We start from the raw sequence: 18,045 nt of genomic DNA on the forward strand, positions 1-18,045 counted from the left end.
TTTTTTCTAAAATCAACTATTACCTATTCGATACAGCCTATTTTCTTTTTTTATTTTGCCCCATACCTATCCCACTAAGAAAAGAAAATACCCCAAAACAAAAATTCTACATTTTTATTTTGGGGCGCTATACTATACCAAAGTTAATGAATATGGCTAGCTCTTCTTATTAATAAGACAGATCATTTTTTATTACGATAACATCATAGCCATATCTTCTGCTGCATTTGTAATTAGTTTTAAACCAAATGTTTCTTGTAATACATCAAGCACGCCAGGTGAAATAAATTCAGGAGCCTTTGGACCGATGCGAATATCTTGAATCCCAAGACTAAATAGCCCGAGTAAAATGGCAACCGCTTTTTGTTCAAACCATGATAGTACAATACTTACTGGCAATTCATTCACTTCACATTGAAAAGCATCAGCTAAAGCAGCCGCTATTTTCACTGTAGAAATTGAATTATTGCACTGTCCTAAATCAATGTAACGCGGAATTTCCGTACCAGGTACAACACCGTAATCCACATCATTAAAGCGGAATTTCCCGCAAGAAGTTGTTAAAATAACCGTTTCTGGCGGAAGTGACGTTGCTAATTCACGATAATATTCTCCGCCTTTTCCCGGTGCATCACAACCGGCGATAACAAAGAAACGCTTTATCTTCCCCTCTTTTACTGCATCAATAATTTCTGGAGCTAATGATAATACTGTATTATGATGAAACCCTGTCACTAACTGTTCATCCGACTCCATATGTACTTCTGGAAGTTCTAGTGCTTTTTGAATCAATGGTGTAAAATCATCATTTTCAATTTTTTGTACACCTTCTAAACCTGCAATATCATATGAAAAGAATCGATCAGAGTACGAGCCTTTAATTGGCATAACACAGTTCGTTGTAGCTAATATGGCACCAGTAAATTTTTCAAAAAGGCGTCTTTGATCGTACCATGCCTTACCGATGTTTCCTTTTAAATGTTTATATTTTTTCAGCTGCGGGTATCCGTGTGCTGGTAGCATTTCAGAATGTGTATAAATATTAATGTCTTTTCCTTCTGTTTGGTTTAATAGTTCTTCTAGTGCAAATAAATTATGGCCCGTAACTACAATTGCTTTACCTTCTACACGATTTTGTGTACTTTGTACAGGCTCTGGCACACCAAAATGATTCGTATGTGCCTCATCCAATAACTCCATCACCCGTAAAGCTGATTTCCCAACTTTCATAGCCAAATCAATATGCTCTTGTTCGTTAAAGTTAGAATTTGTTAATGTCATATATAAAGCTTCTTGTGTTGTAGCATCTACAAATGCATCCGTATACCCTAGCTGAGCAGCATGTGTGCGATAAGCTGCAATTCCTTTTAGCCCAAACACAATCGTATCTTGTAAAGTCGCAATCGTTTCATTCTTGCCACAAACACCCATTACTTTACATCCGCCTGTTGGCGTTTGTTCACATTGATAACAAAACATATCATCCCACCCTCTCCCAATCATTCATTACACCTTAAGCATAATACCCATTGAAAAAAAGTGATGTGATATCAATCACAATAATATATAAATATTTGTGACAGTTCATATTGTTGACATAATACTTTTATTGACATCCAAAAAATATACATTAGTGTGCACACATCTTTCGATACTTTTAAATAGCTAAATAATTAATTTGGAGAAATATATACAACGAAAAAATTTTTTTGAATCCCTTATACAAATAATTGCAATTCATCACATATGAAAATAGCGTATTTTTTATTTTAAGGAACTATCATTTTTTTATTAAAGCCTTCATTGTAAACCTCTTTATTTACAATACATTTACACTATCTTAACATTACTTACATTATTTATATGATATATTTATATAGAAGCTATTTAAGAAATTTCATATACATTTTATCTTTATGATCTCTAATCTAATCAATAAAAAGATCATGTTATATTTTTATAACAGGGGTGAATTACGATGACTGAAACTTTAAAAACACTTATAATGCTTGATGCTACTTACGTTGTTATTGCAATTATGACAGTACTAGTATTTGTATACTTGGAATTAAAATCTCAGTAATATATGCTGACGTAATCGACAAATTCAGCATTTAAATATAGTTAGAAGAAAGAGAGGAGAAAATTATTTCTCCTTTCTTTTGTATTTCTACAATTTCTTATTTTAATAAATCCAATGTATGTAAAAGTAATCCCTTGTCTCCTACTTCTCCATGACCAGGTACTACCGAATTTATATTTCCATATCGCTTCAGCACATTCTCAATCGATGTAGACCATTCATTTACATACGCATCCGCAACATTTCCTAAATCTTTAGCTTCCGCAGATTTTACTAAACAGCCTCCAGCTAAAATTTGATATTGTGGCAACCAAACAACAATATTATCTTCTGTATGTCCTTTCCCTGGATAGAACGTTTCTACTTTTGTATTGCCAAACTTCAAACTCGTAATTGTTTGTAAATCTCCAAGCGGCTCTTCATATCCACTGTTCTTTGCTAGTTCTGCGGTTAATGCTGTACTATGCGCTTTAATGCCTCTTTCTTTCAACGTTTTTATTCCGCCAATTCGATCAGCGTGCGCATGTGTAATAACGACATCTGTTACGCGCTTCTGAAATTTCTTTTCTACCATTTCTATTAGTTCCTTCGTTAATTTATCATCCCAAGAAGAATCAACAAGTACTAACCCTTTAGAAGTATTAAGAACTAGACCGTTCGAAGGAACTGCTTCTCCATTAAAATAACCTAACTCCGTATGAACCCATACATTCTTGTTTAACTGAGATATTGAAATGGTTCCCGTCTCATTTTTAATTACTGTTTGCTCTACCTTTTGTGATGCTTGTACAGAAGAAATCGTGCTAACAAATTGAGTTGTTCCTAGTAAACTTACACATAATCCTACTTTTAACAACGTATTCTTTTTCATGTTATCAACCCTTTCTTTCAAGCTAAATAGTTATTACCTATATTAGACAATTCATCTCAAATGTTTGTTCCATCTTCATTTGCATACTTTTATGTAATTAACAAAAAAGCGTACAAAATTTTGTACGCTTTAAAACTTAATCTTCCATTCCATAATTCTCAAACTCTTCCTCATTCCCATAAAATACATTCAAATCAATATACTTTTCTTTTCCATTTTTCTATTACACTTAAAACCAAAATTATATTTTGTTAAATTATAACATTCGGACTATAATTTATTTATAGCCCATTAACGGAGGTGTTTGCAATGACTCTCTTCGCTTCACCAACATTATTTATAGTAGCAATCATTTCATTTGCACTAGCTTATTTCATTGGAGTAAAACAATACACTTGGCTCTTATCAGGATTCAACGAACGCCGCGTGCCTGATAAAGTGAAGTTATCAAAAATAGTTGGTCTTTATAATTTAATTGCTGGTGTCATTGCCACAATCGGTAGTGTCTTCACTACTCCTAATGTCACAATCGTTATTCCTATCATTATAATTGGACACTTTATTATCGCCGCTTATGTAAATACACGCATGGTGCAGTGAAAAAAGATCACCCAAATGGATGATCTTTTTTATAATTTATCAACATATTGCTTCGCTTCTAGTAAGGAAAAACCAAAAGCTTCTCTTACTCTCTTAACTGCTGTAATTTTTTTGCCTTCTTCTACAAGCTGGCGTAGTTCTTTATTAATTTCAGGTTCTCTTTCTATAATTCCCATTTCTTTCGTAATTAATTGTAATCTATCTTCAATTCTCTTTAAACGCGCATCATTTTTCTTTTCAATTGTAGTTAATTTTTCAGCGATATAAATGAAACCAAAGGCTACTATCAGTATAACCATCCAGAATTCCATGAATGTTCCCCCTTACTAACTTTCATTTGCTTTATCCCACTAACTTGTGTAAATTTTACCACAATAAACATTTAATGTATAATATCACTATATCAATCTGTTAATAAAACCTATTATTTTAGGGGGACACTTTATGAAAAGATTTTTAAATACGTTACTTCAATTTGTAGTTCTTTCAATCGTGCTACATTTGTTATTTGATATAGTTGGTTGGCTTGTTTTCAATGCACCAATTAAAAACAAACAAATCATCATTTCTTTAATAACAATCTCATGGGTTATGTACATGTACCGAGACAAATTTTTTCAAAAGTTCACTTCAAACTAACTAAAAAAGAAAACACTTCATTGGTGAATGACGAAGTATTTTCTTTTTTTACTACTGTATAATAAAAATACTATTCTGTCTTTAAAGAAAGGAGTCACCATGAACTTAAAAAGTAGCAATATCTACGAGAAAATGAACCAATATTCCGTTGCAGGTTTAAGCCTCGCTGTTATATGTAATGGCAAACTAGATGAAGCGACTGCCTTTGGAACACTTGAAGCTGGAACAACTAGAGCTGTTACTACAAATTCTCTCTTTAATTCTTGTTCTATCAGCAAATTCATCACTACAATGCTCGTACTAATGTTATCAGATCAAGAAATCTTGCATTTAGACGAAGACGTAAATGATAAACTCACATCTTGGAATATTCCTACCAATTTATTTACTTCACAGAAAAAAGTTACGTTGCGGAACTTATTAAGTCACCAATCTGGAATCATTGATCCTCCTAATAGTTTTGAGCATTATACACTTGCACAAGGGCAACCAAACATGTCTGAACTCCTTGCCGGTAAAACATCATATTGCTCCGTACCTATTGAAGTAACTTATAAACCAGAAAGTGAATTTCACTACTCAGACGCAAACTTTTGTATAATCGAACTACTACTAGAAGATATTACAGGAAGATCATTTAGTCAGTTATTAGAAGAACACATCTTCCAGCCATTACAAATGAAAAATAGTACACTTTTTTCTCCAAAAGACATAGATAAAACCGATGTTTTTGCTTGCGGACATAATAAAGATAGAACTGTAACAAATGAGAAGTATCCATTTTATCCATTCGCAGCTGCTTCAGGTATTTGGACAACACCAACTGACTTATCAGCTTTAGTTATTGAAATCATTCATTCCTTACAAGGAAAGGGCAAACTAAAACTTTCTCAAAAATTAGTAATAGACATGATTTCTCCTCAAGGTTGCTCAAAATGGACTGGATTAGGTGTTTTTCTAGATGATTCTAATGAAGAATTACAGATTTATTCACTCGGATGGGGCGTTGGATTTCAATGTATGATGGTTTGTTATCCATACTGCGGGAATGGTGCTGTTATTATGACTAATTCCGATTTAGGTGTTCATCAAATGGAAGGGATCATTGGTGAGGTTGTAAAAACGTTATCCTTATAATGAAAATAAAGAAGCTGTTCCTTCCAGCTTCTTTATCTATATAACATTTTTCGCAACAATTTTTATATGTTCTGGTGCGATAATCTCCGTTATACTTTCTTGGAAATCTTCCCGCAACATTTCTTCCAAATGTTCTAACTGCACTTCAACATGAGTGCATTCTAAATTATGTATATTTAACAGTGCATAATGATCTTTTTTCTTAATTACTAAATATTGATTTTCCTCTGTCACAAGTACAGAACCTAATCGGACTCCTAGTAAGCGTTGATCATCAAACTTCATAATTACTTCTCCTTCCCTCATATAAACAAAATTACAATGAAAATAATTACATTTATGGAAAAACACGCTTATTTAGACTATATCATAATTTACTAAAATAGAAATATCTTTTTCTGTTTTAATAAAAATCCCTATTTTTTCATATATTTCGATACAAAAAACTTTCTCAACATTAAATTTGAATTTTCAGTTTTTAATTCTATGAAAATCTATTATAATAAAGTTAATAAATGTTTGACCTCTCCTAATTCATGTACATATGGATGATCAGTAGTTATTGCTACTGATCTATTTTTTTGATTTCAGAAAGTACATACTCTGCATCCTTTCCTACACCACAAATAAGTGCAGAACCCCTTTGAGATTGCCATGGTAAACCGATATAATACAATCCTTTTACTGGACTGATTCCCTTTATATGATTAGGAAATCCTTTCTCATTCACTGCCTGTTCAATTTCAATCCAATTATAATTTTGAACAAAACCAGTTGACCATATAATGCTTTCTGCACTATAAGTATCACCATTCTGAAACATAATGTTATTTCCTGATGCACTTACTACTTTTTCTTGCAGTTTGATTGCTCCATTACGAATAAGTTTCTTACCTTCAAAACCGAAAATAGGGTCCTTTCTCTTCTGAAACCATCTTCCCCTCTTTGTATTTATTTCAGCGTACAATAAACCCACTTTTTCTAGCAGATTAAAAATACTTTTTCCAAAAAGTTGTAACGGTAAAAACGTTAAAGGATGACTAATAGACACCGTAACTTCATGAGTCTTTGCCAGTTCTACTGCAATTTGCATTCCTGAATTCCCACCACCTACTACTAGTACTTTTCCCTTAGGAATTTGTGATGGTGATTTATATTGTGATGAATGTATTTGAAAAATATGTGATGATAGATTTGCTGAAACTGAGGGAATAAACGGTTGCTGAAAAGCACCTGATGCGATAATAACTTTTTTCGTTTGTAAAATTTCTGTAGGAGTATGTAATTCAACTATTTCTTTTTCTTTCTTTATTTTTAGAACTTCCGTTTGTAATTGTACCGGTAATTGAAAATGTCTTGCATATTCTTCTAAATAAGTTGCAATTTCATCTTTATATGGAAATTCATTTTTTTCACCTATTAACGCCATACCCGGCAAGCTACTGTAGGACCTTGGGGTAAAAAGCTGCAAAGAATCATATCGATTTCTCCATGAATCACCAACTCGTTTTCCTGCCTCAAGTAATAAAAAATTATACCCTTCTTGCTTCAAGTAATGTCCCATTGTTAATCCAGCTTGACCCGCTCCAATAATAATTAGGTCTTTCATTCTAATCCCTCCTTCTCTTACATATGAATACTTGTTCATATATTCATACGTTTCCATAATCATAACATTTTATTTTTATATAATTCAATATCTACTCAAAATAAAAAAGAGCAGTTTACCATAAAGTAAACTCCCCTTCATTCTATCTTCCCAGTCTTTAGCGCCTGTGCCCAGTCATATCTTTCTTGTTGAACAGCCAATTCAGCAGATTCTTCCCAATTATAAGGAACTGAAATTTGTTCAATTGTCCATTCTCCCAAAACCTTTTCTATCACTACATATTTTGCATGCGGAGTTCCTGATTCCATTTTATGCATAACAGGTAACTCATCTTTGTATGCTGGAAGTCCTACACTTCCTGGATTTATAATGATCTTTCCGTTCGCTAAATAGACAACTCTAGGAATATGCGTATGTCCACACACTATTATTTTTTGTTCTATATTTTGGAGTTGATCCATTATATTTTTTTCATTCTTTAATATTGCACCATTTTCGTCCATCTCTTCTAATAAATACACCTCATCCGAAGTCGGCGTACCGTGACAACATAACATATCGTCTACAATAAATTGTGAAGGATGTTGTTTTAACCAACCTATATGATAATTTGTTAATTGATTTTGAACAAAAGTTAGTGTAGTAGATTGCTCTTGTATAGGTTCCCAAAGCATGCGATCACAATTGCCTTTAATATGTATCATCTCGCTATTCATTAATATTTCCATTGTCCCTAAAGGATCTAACGGCCCATACACACTATCTCCTAAATTTATTATCATTTCGACCTTGCGACGTGTAATATCTTTTAATACCGATTTTAAAGCGTGACTATTTCCGTGGATATCTGAAATTATAGCTATTTTCATCTTAATCCCTACTTTAATATATTATTTATAAACATCCGCAGCCAATTCCCTCAAAACTTCTACATTCACTACTTCAAAACAACCATTGTTTTTCTTGATTATATTTTTATCACAAAAGAGATTCAAAGTACGTAATAAATGCCGATAACTCGTTCCTAACAATTCCGCTATTTCCGTTAAATTCCCACTAAACACAATTCTATTTTCATGCTGAACTGCTCGTTCCCCTGCTGCTAACATGTAACTCGCCAGTCTATTTTCAAGTGGATACAATAAATTAATTGTACTGTTTTTGGAAAGTCGGTTTAATTTATGTGCTAATGATCCGCAAATACATCTTAAAAATTTCGCATCATGAAATAGCTTATTTCTCACTTTTCCTAAAGGTAACCCCACACAATACGAATCTGCCATCACTTGTACGTTTGAAGTGATTCTTTGAGAATGAATTAACTCCACATCTCCAAGTAACTGCAAACTATCGTAAAAACATAATAATACCGATTTTCCGTTACTTAATGTGTTAAACGCTTTCGCTTTTCCTTCAACAAAGAAATATAAATAATCTATCTCTTCATTTTCTCTACAAATAAACTCATTCTTTTTAAAAAATATAAGCTCCATATATGGTTTCATATTATTAGTAAAAAATGAATCAATGTTATTTTGCTTTATATACTCTGCTAATTTAATTGAATTACATATTTTCTTCATAGTCCCCCACCTTTACAACTCATCCCCATTGTAATCAAAATTTTCTTCTTCCACTATGACATATGTCATAACAATACACAATTTCAGCATGATACAGTCATTACAAATATGAATTACAAAGGGGATATTACATTGTATAACTTTCTTTCTGTCTTTATTGGTGTGCTCATCGCCGTTATGCTTCCACTGAATGGGATTTTATCTGAGTTAATTGGCAAGTACACAGCAAGCGTGGTCATTCACCTTGTCGGTTTAATTGCAGTTATCTTCATTTTAATCATAAACAAAAACAAAATTCGTTTCGATAAAAGTATTCCACTTTTTTTATATAGCGCTGGAGCGATTGGAGTATTCACTGTTCTTTTTAACAATATAAGTTTCTCCGTCCTTGGTGCTTCTATTACGATCGCATTAAGTTTACTCGGTCAATCCATTGCTTCCATAGTTATTGATCATTTCGGTTTATTAGGAATGAAAGTTGCAAAGTTTGAAAAGAAAAAACTAGTTGGATTAGCATTCATCTCTTCTGGGATTATTATCATGACAATATATTAATGGGGGCAAAAATATGTTATATATTACGATCGCTATTTTAGCTGGTGTTTCTATCGTCGTTGCTAGAATTATTAACGCGAATTTAGCAAAGGAAATTGGAAACTGGGAAGGCACGTTTTTCAATTATATTACTGGATTATTTTTCTCTATGTTATTTTTAATTTTCAGTTCAGATTCATTGTATATCCCTATTCATAAGTTGCAATCTATTCCTATCGCCGTATACTTAGGCGGATTAGTAGGCGTTATCGTTATTTCATTATCCAACTATATTACTCCTAAAATATCAGCCTTTTATTTAACATTACTCATCTTTATCGGACAATTATTTGCGGGGACTATTATTGATTTCTTCCTGACAAATGAACTCTCAATTGGTAAAGTTATCGGTGGCATTTTCGTATTAATTGGGCTCACTTACAATTTACTCATAGATCGTCCGATAAAAACTGTGAAGCATAACCAAGTTCAACTATAATACTTTACGCTTACCTATCATATATTAATAGAAAAGCTCTTCACACGAAGTAATAGAGAGGAGAAAATCCTATTAAAAAAATTATTTTATTGCTAGGTAGCGTATTAATTATTTCTGGAATTGCATGGTTTATAAACTCGGGAAAATCTATTCAAGATCTCTATACTGCAAATAAACCGAAAAAGAAAGCTACTATTATTTCAAGCTCGCGAGATCCAAATGAGCCCCCTGTTTTTTTAGGAAAACAGGAAATAAAAGATATACATGTAGAATCAATTAAAACAAAACAGGATATCTTTCTCACAAAAACAGATGAATTAAAAACGTTTATTAACAGTATGAATACCGCAAAAAAAGGTAAATTAACATTAGATGAAGAAGGATCAGACTTAATAGATTGTGATATGTGGATTACTTTCGAGGATGGAACTTATAAAAAATATTTCATATGGGTAGTTGATCATCACAGCAGCGAAGTGATGATTGCTCAGCAAGATACTCCTGATGATGTAAACCTCAAGTACTATCAATTAAATGAAGATAGCTCAAAAAAGGTTTATAACTTATTCAAAAAAATTATTTAAACGAAAAAGTCATGAGCACGTAAGCTCATGACTTTTTGCATTATATATATTCAGGGAACACTTTACATCCCTTTTCCTGTTCTATATCATGACCAAAGAAAATAATTGGCTTCTCTTTCATCACAACTTCTTTTAAACGTTTAATTGAAGATAAAGCTAATTCCGAATCAAATCCCGCGAACGGCACTTCATCTTCAAAATTTTCTTTCGTGTACGATGCATCAATTGTTAATAAAACTGAACCGGATTGCTCCGTCTCAATGAATAACGACTGATGGCCTGGAGAATGACCTGGCGTATACAATAATTGAACACCTGGTACCACTTCATAATCCCCTTCAATAATTTTGTAGTTCAAATGCGGTAATATACATTCTTTCATATATTCTTCTCTATGAAGTGCTGCCTCATATTCCTTTCGCTGCACAATAATCGGTGTATTTGTAAAAACACCGTTTCCTCCTGCATGATCAAAATGTAAGTGAGAACTAATAATATATAAAAGGTCGTCCGGCTCATACCCTACACGCTTTAATATATTCACGATTCTATCTTCTTCAGTCATTTTCGGTAAAATCTGTCCTTCAACAAATGTACCGTTAAAAAGCCCTTCATTATTAACTGCACTTTCTGGCATACCTGTGTCTACTAAAATAGGACCTTCTTCCGTCTCCAAAAGATAACACCATACAGGTAAGTTCAATAAATTCCCCGGCGCGAGTGTACTATTAACAGAAGAATGATCTAACATACAACGACCTGCTGGGATGAAATAAAGTTTCTTTACTGTCATTATGTATCCACCTTTACATTTAGTTTTGGATAAAGTAATACAGTAAAAAATTCTTCTTTTTAGAAATAAACTCCTTCTAGACTATCAGTACAGCTTACATAAAAATGAAACATTAACACCGATTAACGCTGAAAACTTAAAGAAAGCACATGCACTACTTGAAAGCGGGCACACCATTGGAAAAATCGTATTAGAGAAATTTTAATCATGATAGTGACAGATAGTATGTAAAATTATATTAACGATTTTTCGAATATATCTATCATAACGTACAATATATCAACGATTTTTCAAATATATCTATCACAAATCAAATTATATCAACGATTCGACAAGGTATATTGATTTATCGACAAATAACAACAATAAGAAAAGGCTGTTCCAGATGAACAGCCTTTTCTTTATTTACTTGAAATCTCTTTATTATTTTGAACGTCTAACGGAGCTCGCTTTCCTATTCCAAAAGCATAGAAACTAATTGTAACGATAGCTAAGAAAATAATACCTACAACTAATGAAATACGAGTATCATCGTTAAACCACATTCCGATTAATACCATAATTAAAAAGGCAATCGTTAAATAGTTTGTTACAGGAGCAAATGGCATTTTGAACGGATGATCTTTCATCTCTGCTCCCTTTTCTTTTCTAAAATTAATTTGACTAATTAAAATGACAAACCATGGTACCATACCAGGGAGTACACTCGCGCTATATACATATACGAATAAATTTTTCGGTGCGATGTAACTTAAAACAACACCAACCGCCAGACCGATAATTACGCCAACTGTACCGAATAAAGGTACACCATTTCCAGAAAGTTTCGTGAAATATTTCGGTGCTTGTCCATTTACACCTAACGTATAAAGCATACGTCCAGCACTATAAATACCACTATTACAACCAGACATTGCCGCTGTAATTACAACGAAGTTAATAAGTCCAGCTGCTGCCGTAATACCAACTTTCGCAAAAGTCGCTACGAACGGGCTACCAATTGTACTTAATTGATCCCACGGATATACAGTTACAATAACAAAAATAGCACCAATATAGAATATTAAAATACGCCAAATTGTACTTTGAATCGCTCTTGTAAGTGTCTTCTTCGGATTTTTCGCTTCGCCAGCAGTAATTCCGATTAATTCCACACCTTGATACGCTCCAACTACAAGTGATAATGCAAAGAAGAATCCTGAAAAACCACCTGTAAAGAAACCGCCATTTGACCAAAGATTAGATATGCCAATCGCTTCTCCGCCGTTACCAATTCCGAAGAAAATAAGACCAAATCCCGCAATAATCATTAATAGAATCGTAACGATTTTAATCATCGCAAACCAAAATTCAAATTCACCAAATGACTTAACAGAAATTAAGTTAGCTGCGCCAAGAATGACCATTGCGATTATACCTGGTATCCAAGCTGGTAAGTCCGGGAACCAATATTGCATATACGCTCCAACCGCGATAATTTCTGACATCCCAACAATAACCCACTGGAACCAGTTACTCCAAGCTGTCATATAACCAGCTAGCGGATGAATATACTTATGACCGAACGTCGCAAATGAGCCTGTACTTGGCTCCATATACAACATTTCTCCCATGGCACGCATGATGAAGAAGATGAAAATACCTGCAATTGCATAAGCAAGCATTACTGACGGACCTGTCCATTTAATTGTGCTGGCTGACCCCATAAACAAACCAACACCAATCGTTCCGCCTAAAGCAATCATTTGAATATGACGTGCTTCTAAACCTCTTTTCAATTCTTTGTTTGCCACTTCACTTCCCCCTCTTAGATGATTCATAGCCGCATTTAAAACAAGATGCTTTCCCCTAATTCCTTTCGGCCCTGAAAATGATGAAGCAAACGTCATTTTACACTAGCTTTAAAGCTATCCTAAAATCGTTTTGCGCTCCTAATAAAATTCTCAAAACCTTTCATCTTCCAATATTCTATAAATCTTAAAATTACTTACCTTATATTAATTCATTAATCTGAAAAATTCAATTATTTTTTCAATAAATTATTATACATAAGTCTGATTAATTTTTAACTAAATTAACAATAAAATACATCTATTCAATATGATTCCGGCATGTATATTATTACAATATAAATAACAGAGGAGAGCATTTCTTCCTCGGTTTCATATGTCAAATACTTCAACCTTTATAGTTGATAACGTAATTTCCCACACATTCGATTTATATACCAATGAGAAATTTAATATATTAATAAACTACTAACTTCTTTACCCCAGCCAAAATATAAAAGAGCCTCATTTAAAAATGAGACCCTTTTACCATTTCATATTTAAATCATTTTTGAAGTTTGTTTACCTAGAATAAATACTTTAGTAAACACCATCATGATAACTACTATAGCCAGAAAATAAAGTGGCATCACCAGTAACGAGCCCGTATGCAGCTGACTCATCCCCAAAATTGTCATCGTTACAATTACATAGTATCCTAAGCTAAACAATGCTCCGGCTGTACCAATGACATCTTGAAAATCTACTAACGCTAAACTTAAACAATTAGGTAACGCTACTCCAATTCCTAATAGCAATATAAACATCGCTATTAAAAATACAACCATATATATTACATTCGGATTTGATTCCACAAACGTAATAACAGATAAAAGGATAGCTCCTCCTGTCATTACGAGACAACCGATATATATAATTTTCTCTGGTTTATAAGTAGCAAGTAAACGTTTCGAAACTTTCGCTCCAACAATAGAAGCAGACGCTACAACAATTCCTAAAAATCCATACATACTAGGCGATAATTGAAAGTATTCAATAAAGATAAACGGCGCTTCTGCATAATAGCTAAATAAAACACCATTTGCTCCTCCAATTAATAGCCCATATGTTACTACTTTCGGATTTGTAATTAGCCTCTTCAAGACTGAAAACACATTTATTTTATTCGTTACTGAACCCATCTTAGTTTCGGGAAGAGAAACTAATGTATACAGAAAAATTCCGACACTCATAACTACTAAACTTAAAAATACTATTTTAAATCCAAACATTTGATCAAGAAAACCACCAATTAAAGGTCCTATCGCTGGTGTAAAAGCAATGACTGCCGAGATTTGAGCAAACATAACATGCCGCTTATGCCCTTCTACACTTTCCCGAAGAATCGTTTGTGTAACCACGGATCCTGCACTTGCTCCAAACGCTTGAATAAAACGACTTACCAATAAAACTTCAATGGAATTTGCAATATAGCATAAGAAACTCCCAGCGCCATATATTACAATTCCAAATAACATTGCTGGGCGACGGCCAATTATATCTGATAGCCATCCAATAAAAAATACACCTAAAGAAAATCCAGCAAAATACACACTAAGCGTTAACTGCACCTCATTATTACTTACATGTAACGCCTTTGAAATGTCCGGTAAAGACGGTGTGTAAATCGTTTCACTAATTTGCGGAAATGCGACAAGAACAATCATTAACAAAAGTGATGGTACTGAGACTTTTTTCATTTTTCATACCCTCCTATAACTTTGAAAATCTCAGAAGTAAAAAGACTTTCCTAAGCTACGGAACAGGAGGGGCCATTATAGAAATCCGGTCATAAAACAACAAAGAAAACACCTCAATTACGTATGTTAATACTTATAGGAGGGTAATATTAACATCGATTTTTAAATATACTTTTCCAATTATATTACATATTACTTTTATTTTTCTAGTATTAACGTTCAAATTTTCTTTTTATATTAGTGAACAACTAATACACACCATAGAAGATAACTACTTGATATAACCACCTTATTATGGAATAATTAGAAATAGTTTGAATCTATAAACCTAATTATAAAATGATAGACTCATATATTCCTAATATCATAAAGCTGAACAAGTAGGAGGACTTTCGTAATGATTGAAATTTTAAGGACAGTAGTAAACTTTCTAATTTCTCTATTCTCAGGAGAATTACCATTTGTATATTATGTATGGATTATTACCCTATTCCTAATTCAAATAACCCAATCTACTCTAAACTATAAACTCTTTAACAAGAAAGACAATTTAAGCACTTATATATCGGAAGGATTACTTGCTTTTATTATTTTATTGTTTGGAGGAATATTAGTATCTAAGTTACTTGCTTACATAATAGACGATCCTACTATTAGTATGACGAATTTAACACATTATTTTGTTTCTATTATCATATTAACTATATTTGTCGTAATAACCTGTGTTAAAGACTTTATAGAGACATCTATAAAGAATAAAAATATATCTCTTTTGAGCTTTTTAGTAATTTCCTTCATAACAAGTATACTTTCATTCAAGTTTTTATTACCTTTAATTGAAGGTTCTTTTTCTCTTTCTAAATCTTTTATCACCACTTTAATCATTCTTGTAACTATATCAATCCCTCTATTAATTTCCTTAGAGGATAAGTATGCAGACGAAAAGGAAACGGAAAATTTATAGTTTCTCATTTACATAAAAGAAAGAGGGAGCTCCCCTCTTTCTTTTAAATCATCCCTTTTAATATCAATCCTAAAACTGACATTATTATCGCACTAATAATAATTCGCAAAATCCAAGTAGTGTTTGTACTTATTTTTTCTAATTGCTTATTGATTGTTGCTATATCTTTCTCATTAATAGTAGTACGCGTTTCTAAATTTCGAATGTCTCTCATCATTTCTTTTTGCTCCGCCTTGAGACTGTCAATTTTAGCGTAAACATCTTCCATATATTCACACCCTCTGTTCATCTTAATAGAAAAATCTATATATATTATGAGACAACCCTCTTACCTGTGAATACATTGCGTATATCCGCGTACCAAATTATTTGTACAATCTAATTGAATTACTCACATGTTTCCATTCTTCTATTTATAAATTAGCGTTAAGATACATTAAAATTTAAAAAGGGACCCCTTGCTTATTTAACAACAAACAAAGTGCAATCCAACATTCGGGAGCACATACGATAATTTCTATTGTTTTCATCACCATTTTCATATTTACAACGCAATATAAATCCACTTTTTGAACTGTTTAAAGTATACTAATATGAATATGAAATAGCTGTATTGATAAACTCTCTAGAACAATAAATATACTGGCTGAAACAGATCTATATCCGATATTTTTTCCAGTAACATGAATGGTTATTTCTGATAAATGCGTTTGTACATCATTGTTTTCAAAAATTTCATCCTCAACCTTTACAATATCTGCTTCACAATCTACTTCTTTAAAAGTTTTCAATAATTTTGTTTCCAATAAACTACAATCAAAATTCTCATCTTTTATTACGGCAAATTTAACCTTCATATCGATTTCCCCATTTTTAACAAACTAAAATCATTAAATCAATATAAATATATATTATTCTATTAAATAATTCAAAATATACGCTTCTTATATACATTATTAAAAATCAGTTCTAAAGAATTAAATGCAAAAAGAAATTAAATATACAAATCTCCTTCTTCGACCAAGCAATATAAAATTCCCTTATGCCAATGATTAAATTTTTTTGATTTTAAAGCCGTAGATTCTGAGAACTTTTTGTTTTTATATTGATAAGTCATCTCTTGAATTTTGTAGCATCGGAATTAATATTATAGTGAAACAAATTAAATATTAGGCGTTCCACTGACCTTTCGTATAATTCGTCTCTTAATCATTTTGCTCATTGCACTTTTTTATTTTCCTCACTATTTCAACTGAACTTTCTGTAATAATACATATTTCAAATACATTATTTCCTTTCACTCATACTTTTATCATTGAGTTTTTATTCACAAATTCGTAACACATACATATGAGTTATCATGCTAAAATTAGTTTATTCACAAGAAGAAGTTATTCTTAATAAATCAATAATTTTTAATACCCTGTTTAAAGCCTTGCCCCCCTGCAAGGCTTTTTCCTATTTAACTAGAGTAGTAGTTTTCGTTATGCTTCTCTCCCCCCCTTGTTCCTTACCCTACAAATAATACTGCATGTTTATTTTAATTTTTCAGCATCCGTACTCGCTCTGTTCGAGAGCTCTTTACCAAATATTCAATCTAATGATAAAATTGACCAAATTAATATTTTCGTCCATAACTGTATCAAAAAGTACACTAAAGAAAAATAGCACTCTCACGATTAAGTAAACGCGAGCTTTTTCTTCTATCTACTTACTATTTAAGGTTAATAGTTTAGTAACAAGATTTAAAAATTCGACTTAAATTCATTGATGAATGGAGAGGTTTATATGAAATTAAAAGACAAAGTAGCAATCATAACTGGTGGTGCAAGTGGAATTGGCGAATCTACTGTTCGTCTTTTTATCGAAGAAGGTGCAAAAGTAGTTATTGCTGACTTTTCTGAACGTGGAAAAGAACTATCAGATGAATTGAATGCACATGGATACAATACGTTATTTATTAAAACCGATGTAACAAAAGAGGCAGATATTAAACAGCTAATTCATGAGACAGTAAGTACATACGGTAATTTAGATATTATGTATGCCAATGCCGGCGTTGCTGATGATGCACCGGCAAACGAATTATCCTATGAAAAGTGGAAAAGAACTATTGATATTAATTTGTCTGGGGTATTCCTTTCTGATAAATATTCGATTGAACAATTTCTTAAACAAGGTACAGGTGGTGTCATCGTTAACGCTGGTTCGATTCATAGTTTTGTTTCATTACCTACCCCAACAGCATACTCCTCTGCAAAAGGTGGTGTGAAACTATTAACTCAAAATTTATGTACTGCCTACGCTAAATATGGAATACGCATTAATGCGGTGTGCCCTGGTTATATTGACACCCCTTTACTAGGTAGTGTTAATCCTCAACAAAAAGAATATTTAGCTTCACTTCATCCACAAGGCAGACTTGGAACACCAGAAGAAGTCGCTAAAGCTGTCTTATTTTTAGCAAGTGATGATGCTAGTTTTGTTAACGGTACAACACTTCTTGTTGATGGAGGCTATACTGCACGTTAATTTTTAAATTTTGAAGCACCCTAAAAAATATATAGTCTTCAACAAGAAAAAGCGCCATCACAAGTGACGGCGCTTTTTCTATGTAAGA

20 protein-coding genes and 1 pseudogene are annotated in these 18,045 nt (G+C 32.6%); 8 read left to right on the forward strand and 13 right to left on the reverse strand.

From position 1 onward, the window contains the following. Window positions 1-192 precede the first annotated feature (192 nt). The 3 genes and pseudogenes from hcp to AC3EMB_RS16685 form a co-directional block, all read right to left on the reverse strand. Entirely contained in the window at window positions 193-1,479 is a 1,287-nt protein-coding gene (gene hcp / locus AC3EMB_RS16675) for a hydroxylamine reductase (protein WP_488517159.1), read from the reverse strand. 701 nt (window positions 1,480-2,180) lie between these two features. Further along, window positions 2,181-2,954, reverse strand: a complete 774-nt coding sequence (bla2, locus tag AC3EMB_RS16680) for a BcII family subclass B1 metallo-beta-lactamase (protein ID WP_095690445.1) — start codon at window positions 2,952-2,954, stop codon at window positions 2,181-2,183. A gap of 136 nt (window positions 2,955-3,090) precedes the next feature. Further along, a pseudogene (locus AC3EMB_RS16685) lies at window positions 3,091-3,171 on the reverse strand (GH25 family lysozyme); the annotation flags it as partial. Window positions 3,172-3,263: 92 nt separating this feature from the next. Between AC3EMB_RS16685 and AC3EMB_RS16690 the strand changes: the two are divergent. Then, on the forward strand, window positions 3,264-3,554 hold the full coding sequence (locus AC3EMB_RS16690; RefSeq protein WP_000171772.1) for a DUF3784 domain-containing protein: 291 nt from the start codon (window positions 3,264-3,266) through the stop codon (window positions 3,552-3,554). Between the two features lie 29 nt (window positions 3,555-3,583). Here the strand turns inward: AC3EMB_RS16690 and AC3EMB_RS16695 are convergent, their stop codons facing one another. Then, window positions 3,584-3,865, reverse strand: a complete 282-nt coding sequence (locus tag AC3EMB_RS16695) for a hypothetical protein (RefSeq protein WP_000397721.1) — start codon at window positions 3,863-3,865, stop codon at window positions 3,584-3,586. A 133-nt stretch (window positions 3,866-3,998) separates the two neighbouring features. On the opposite strand from AC3EMB_RS16695, the gene AC3EMB_RS16700 reads away from it, so the two are divergent. Further along, window positions 3,999-4,193 (forward strand): hypothetical protein, encoded by a 195-nt coding sequence (locus tag AC3EMB_RS16700; RefSeq protein WP_000819660.1) that lies wholly within the window; start codon window positions 3,999-4,001, stop codon window positions 4,191-4,193. Between the two features lie 99 nt (window positions 4,194-4,292). Then, entirely contained in the window at window positions 4,293-5,330 is a 1,038-nt protein-coding gene (locus tag AC3EMB_RS16705) for a serine hydrolase domain-containing protein (RefSeq protein ID WP_488517160.1), read from the forward strand. Window positions 5,331-5,366: 36 nt separating this feature from the next. Here AC3EMB_RS16705 and AC3EMB_RS16710 read toward each other — a convergent pair whose 3' ends face one another. From AC3EMB_RS16710 to AC3EMB_RS16725, 4 genes are all read right to left on the reverse strand, one after another. Continuing rightward, complete coding sequence (locus tag AC3EMB_RS16710; RefSeq protein ID WP_000666948.1) at window positions 5,367-5,615, reverse strand: hypothetical protein; 249 nt, start codon at window positions 5,613-5,615, stop codon at window positions 5,367-5,369. A gap of 280 nt (window positions 5,616-5,895) precedes the next feature. Beyond that, window positions 5,896-6,939 (reverse strand): flavin-containing monooxygenase, encoded by a 1,044-nt coding sequence (locus tag AC3EMB_RS16715; protein WP_098127942.1) that lies wholly within the window; start codon window positions 6,937-6,939, stop codon window positions 5,896-5,898. Window positions 6,940-7,076: 137 nt separating this feature from the next. Continuing rightward, window positions 7,077-7,808: a metallophosphoesterase family protein gene (locus tag AC3EMB_RS16720; protein WP_029442897.1), complete on the reverse strand. Its 732-nt coding sequence runs from the start codon at window positions 7,806-7,808 to the stop codon at window positions 7,077-7,079. Window positions 7,809-7,829: 21 nt separating this feature from the next. Then, window positions 7,830-8,522 carry a cyclic nucleotide-binding domain-containing protein gene (locus AC3EMB_RS16725; protein WP_071739346.1) on the reverse strand — a complete coding sequence of 231 codons (693 nt, stop codon included), beginning with the start codon at window positions 8,520-8,522 and terminating at the stop codon, window positions 7,830-7,832. Window positions 8,523-8,630: 108 nt separating this feature from the next. On the opposite strand from AC3EMB_RS16725, the gene AC3EMB_RS16730 reads away from it, so the two are divergent. The 3 genes from AC3EMB_RS16730 to AC3EMB_RS16740 all read left to right on the forward strand — a co-directional run bounded on the left by AC3EMB_RS16730 (window position 8,631) and on the right by AC3EMB_RS16740 (window position 10,139). After that, window positions 8,631-9,077: a DMT family transporter gene (locus tag AC3EMB_RS16730; protein WP_071739345.1), complete on the forward strand. Its 447-nt coding sequence runs from the start codon at window positions 8,631-8,633 to the stop codon at window positions 9,075-9,077. Between the two features lie 13 nt (window positions 9,078-9,090). Next, a complete protein-coding gene (locus tag AC3EMB_RS16735) occupies window positions 9,091-9,555 on the forward strand; it encodes a DMT family transporter (RefSeq protein ID WP_000965811.1) in 465 nt (154 codons plus the stop codon). An 89-nt stretch (window positions 9,556-9,644) separates the two neighbouring features. After that, window positions 9,645-10,139, forward strand: a complete 495-nt coding sequence (locus tag AC3EMB_RS16740; RefSeq protein ID WP_098127940.1) for a hypothetical protein — start codon at window positions 9,645-9,647, stop codon at window positions 10,137-10,139. Window positions 10,140-10,179: 40 nt separating this feature from the next. On the opposite strand, the gene aiiA is transcribed toward AC3EMB_RS16740, so the two are convergent. From aiiA to AC3EMB_RS16755, 3 genes are all read right to left on the reverse strand, one after another. Further along, on the reverse strand, window positions 10,180-10,932 hold the full coding sequence (gene aiiA / locus AC3EMB_RS16745) for a quorum-quenching N-acyl homoserine lactonase AiiA (RefSeq protein WP_488517161.1): 753 nt from the start codon (window positions 10,930-10,932) through the stop codon (window positions 10,180-10,182). Between the two features lie 401 nt (window positions 10,933-11,333). Beyond that, window positions 11,334-12,725 carry an amino acid permease gene (locus AC3EMB_RS16750; RefSeq protein WP_001284410.1) on the reverse strand — a complete coding sequence of 464 codons (1,392 nt, stop codon included), beginning with the start codon at window positions 12,723-12,725 and terminating at the stop codon, window positions 11,334-11,336. 536 nt (window positions 12,726-13,261) lie between these two features. Beyond that, window positions 13,262-14,461: a multidrug effflux MFS transporter gene (locus tag AC3EMB_RS16755; RefSeq protein WP_488517162.1), complete on the reverse strand. Its 1,200-nt coding sequence runs from the start codon at window positions 14,459-14,461 to the stop codon at window positions 13,262-13,264. A gap of 397 nt (window positions 14,462-14,858) precedes the next feature. Here AC3EMB_RS16755 and AC3EMB_RS16760 point away from each other — a divergent pair, with 397 nt between their 5' ends. Then, window positions 14,859-15,425, forward strand: a complete 567-nt coding sequence (locus AC3EMB_RS16760; protein ID WP_416474461.1) for a DUF5823 family protein — start codon at window positions 14,859-14,861, stop codon at window positions 15,423-15,425. Between the two features lie 43 nt (window positions 15,426-15,468). Here AC3EMB_RS16760 and AC3EMB_RS16765 read toward each other — a convergent pair whose 3' ends face one another. Further along, window positions 15,469-15,693 carry a hemolysin XhlA family protein gene (locus tag AC3EMB_RS16765; protein ID WP_000390469.1) on the reverse strand — a complete coding sequence of 75 codons (225 nt, stop codon included), beginning with the start codon at window positions 15,691-15,693 and terminating at the stop codon, window positions 15,469-15,471. A 310-nt stretch (window positions 15,694-16,003) separates the two neighbouring features. Continuing rightward, complete coding sequence (locus AC3EMB_RS16770; RefSeq protein WP_078994393.1) at window positions 16,004-16,282, reverse strand: hypothetical protein; 279 nt, start codon at window positions 16,280-16,282, stop codon at window positions 16,004-16,006. A gap of 931 nt (window positions 16,283-17,213) precedes the next feature. On the opposite strand from AC3EMB_RS16770, the gene AC3EMB_RS16775 reads away from it, so the two are divergent. After that, complete coding sequence (locus AC3EMB_RS16775; protein ID WP_098680002.1) at window positions 17,214-17,957, forward strand: SDR family NAD(P)-dependent oxidoreductase; 744 nt, start codon at window positions 17,214-17,216, stop codon at window positions 17,955-17,957. The last annotated feature ends 88 nt before the right edge of the window (window positions 17,958-18,045 follow it).

The sequence above is a fragment of the Bacillus sp. LQ16 genome, assembly GCF_057784645.1.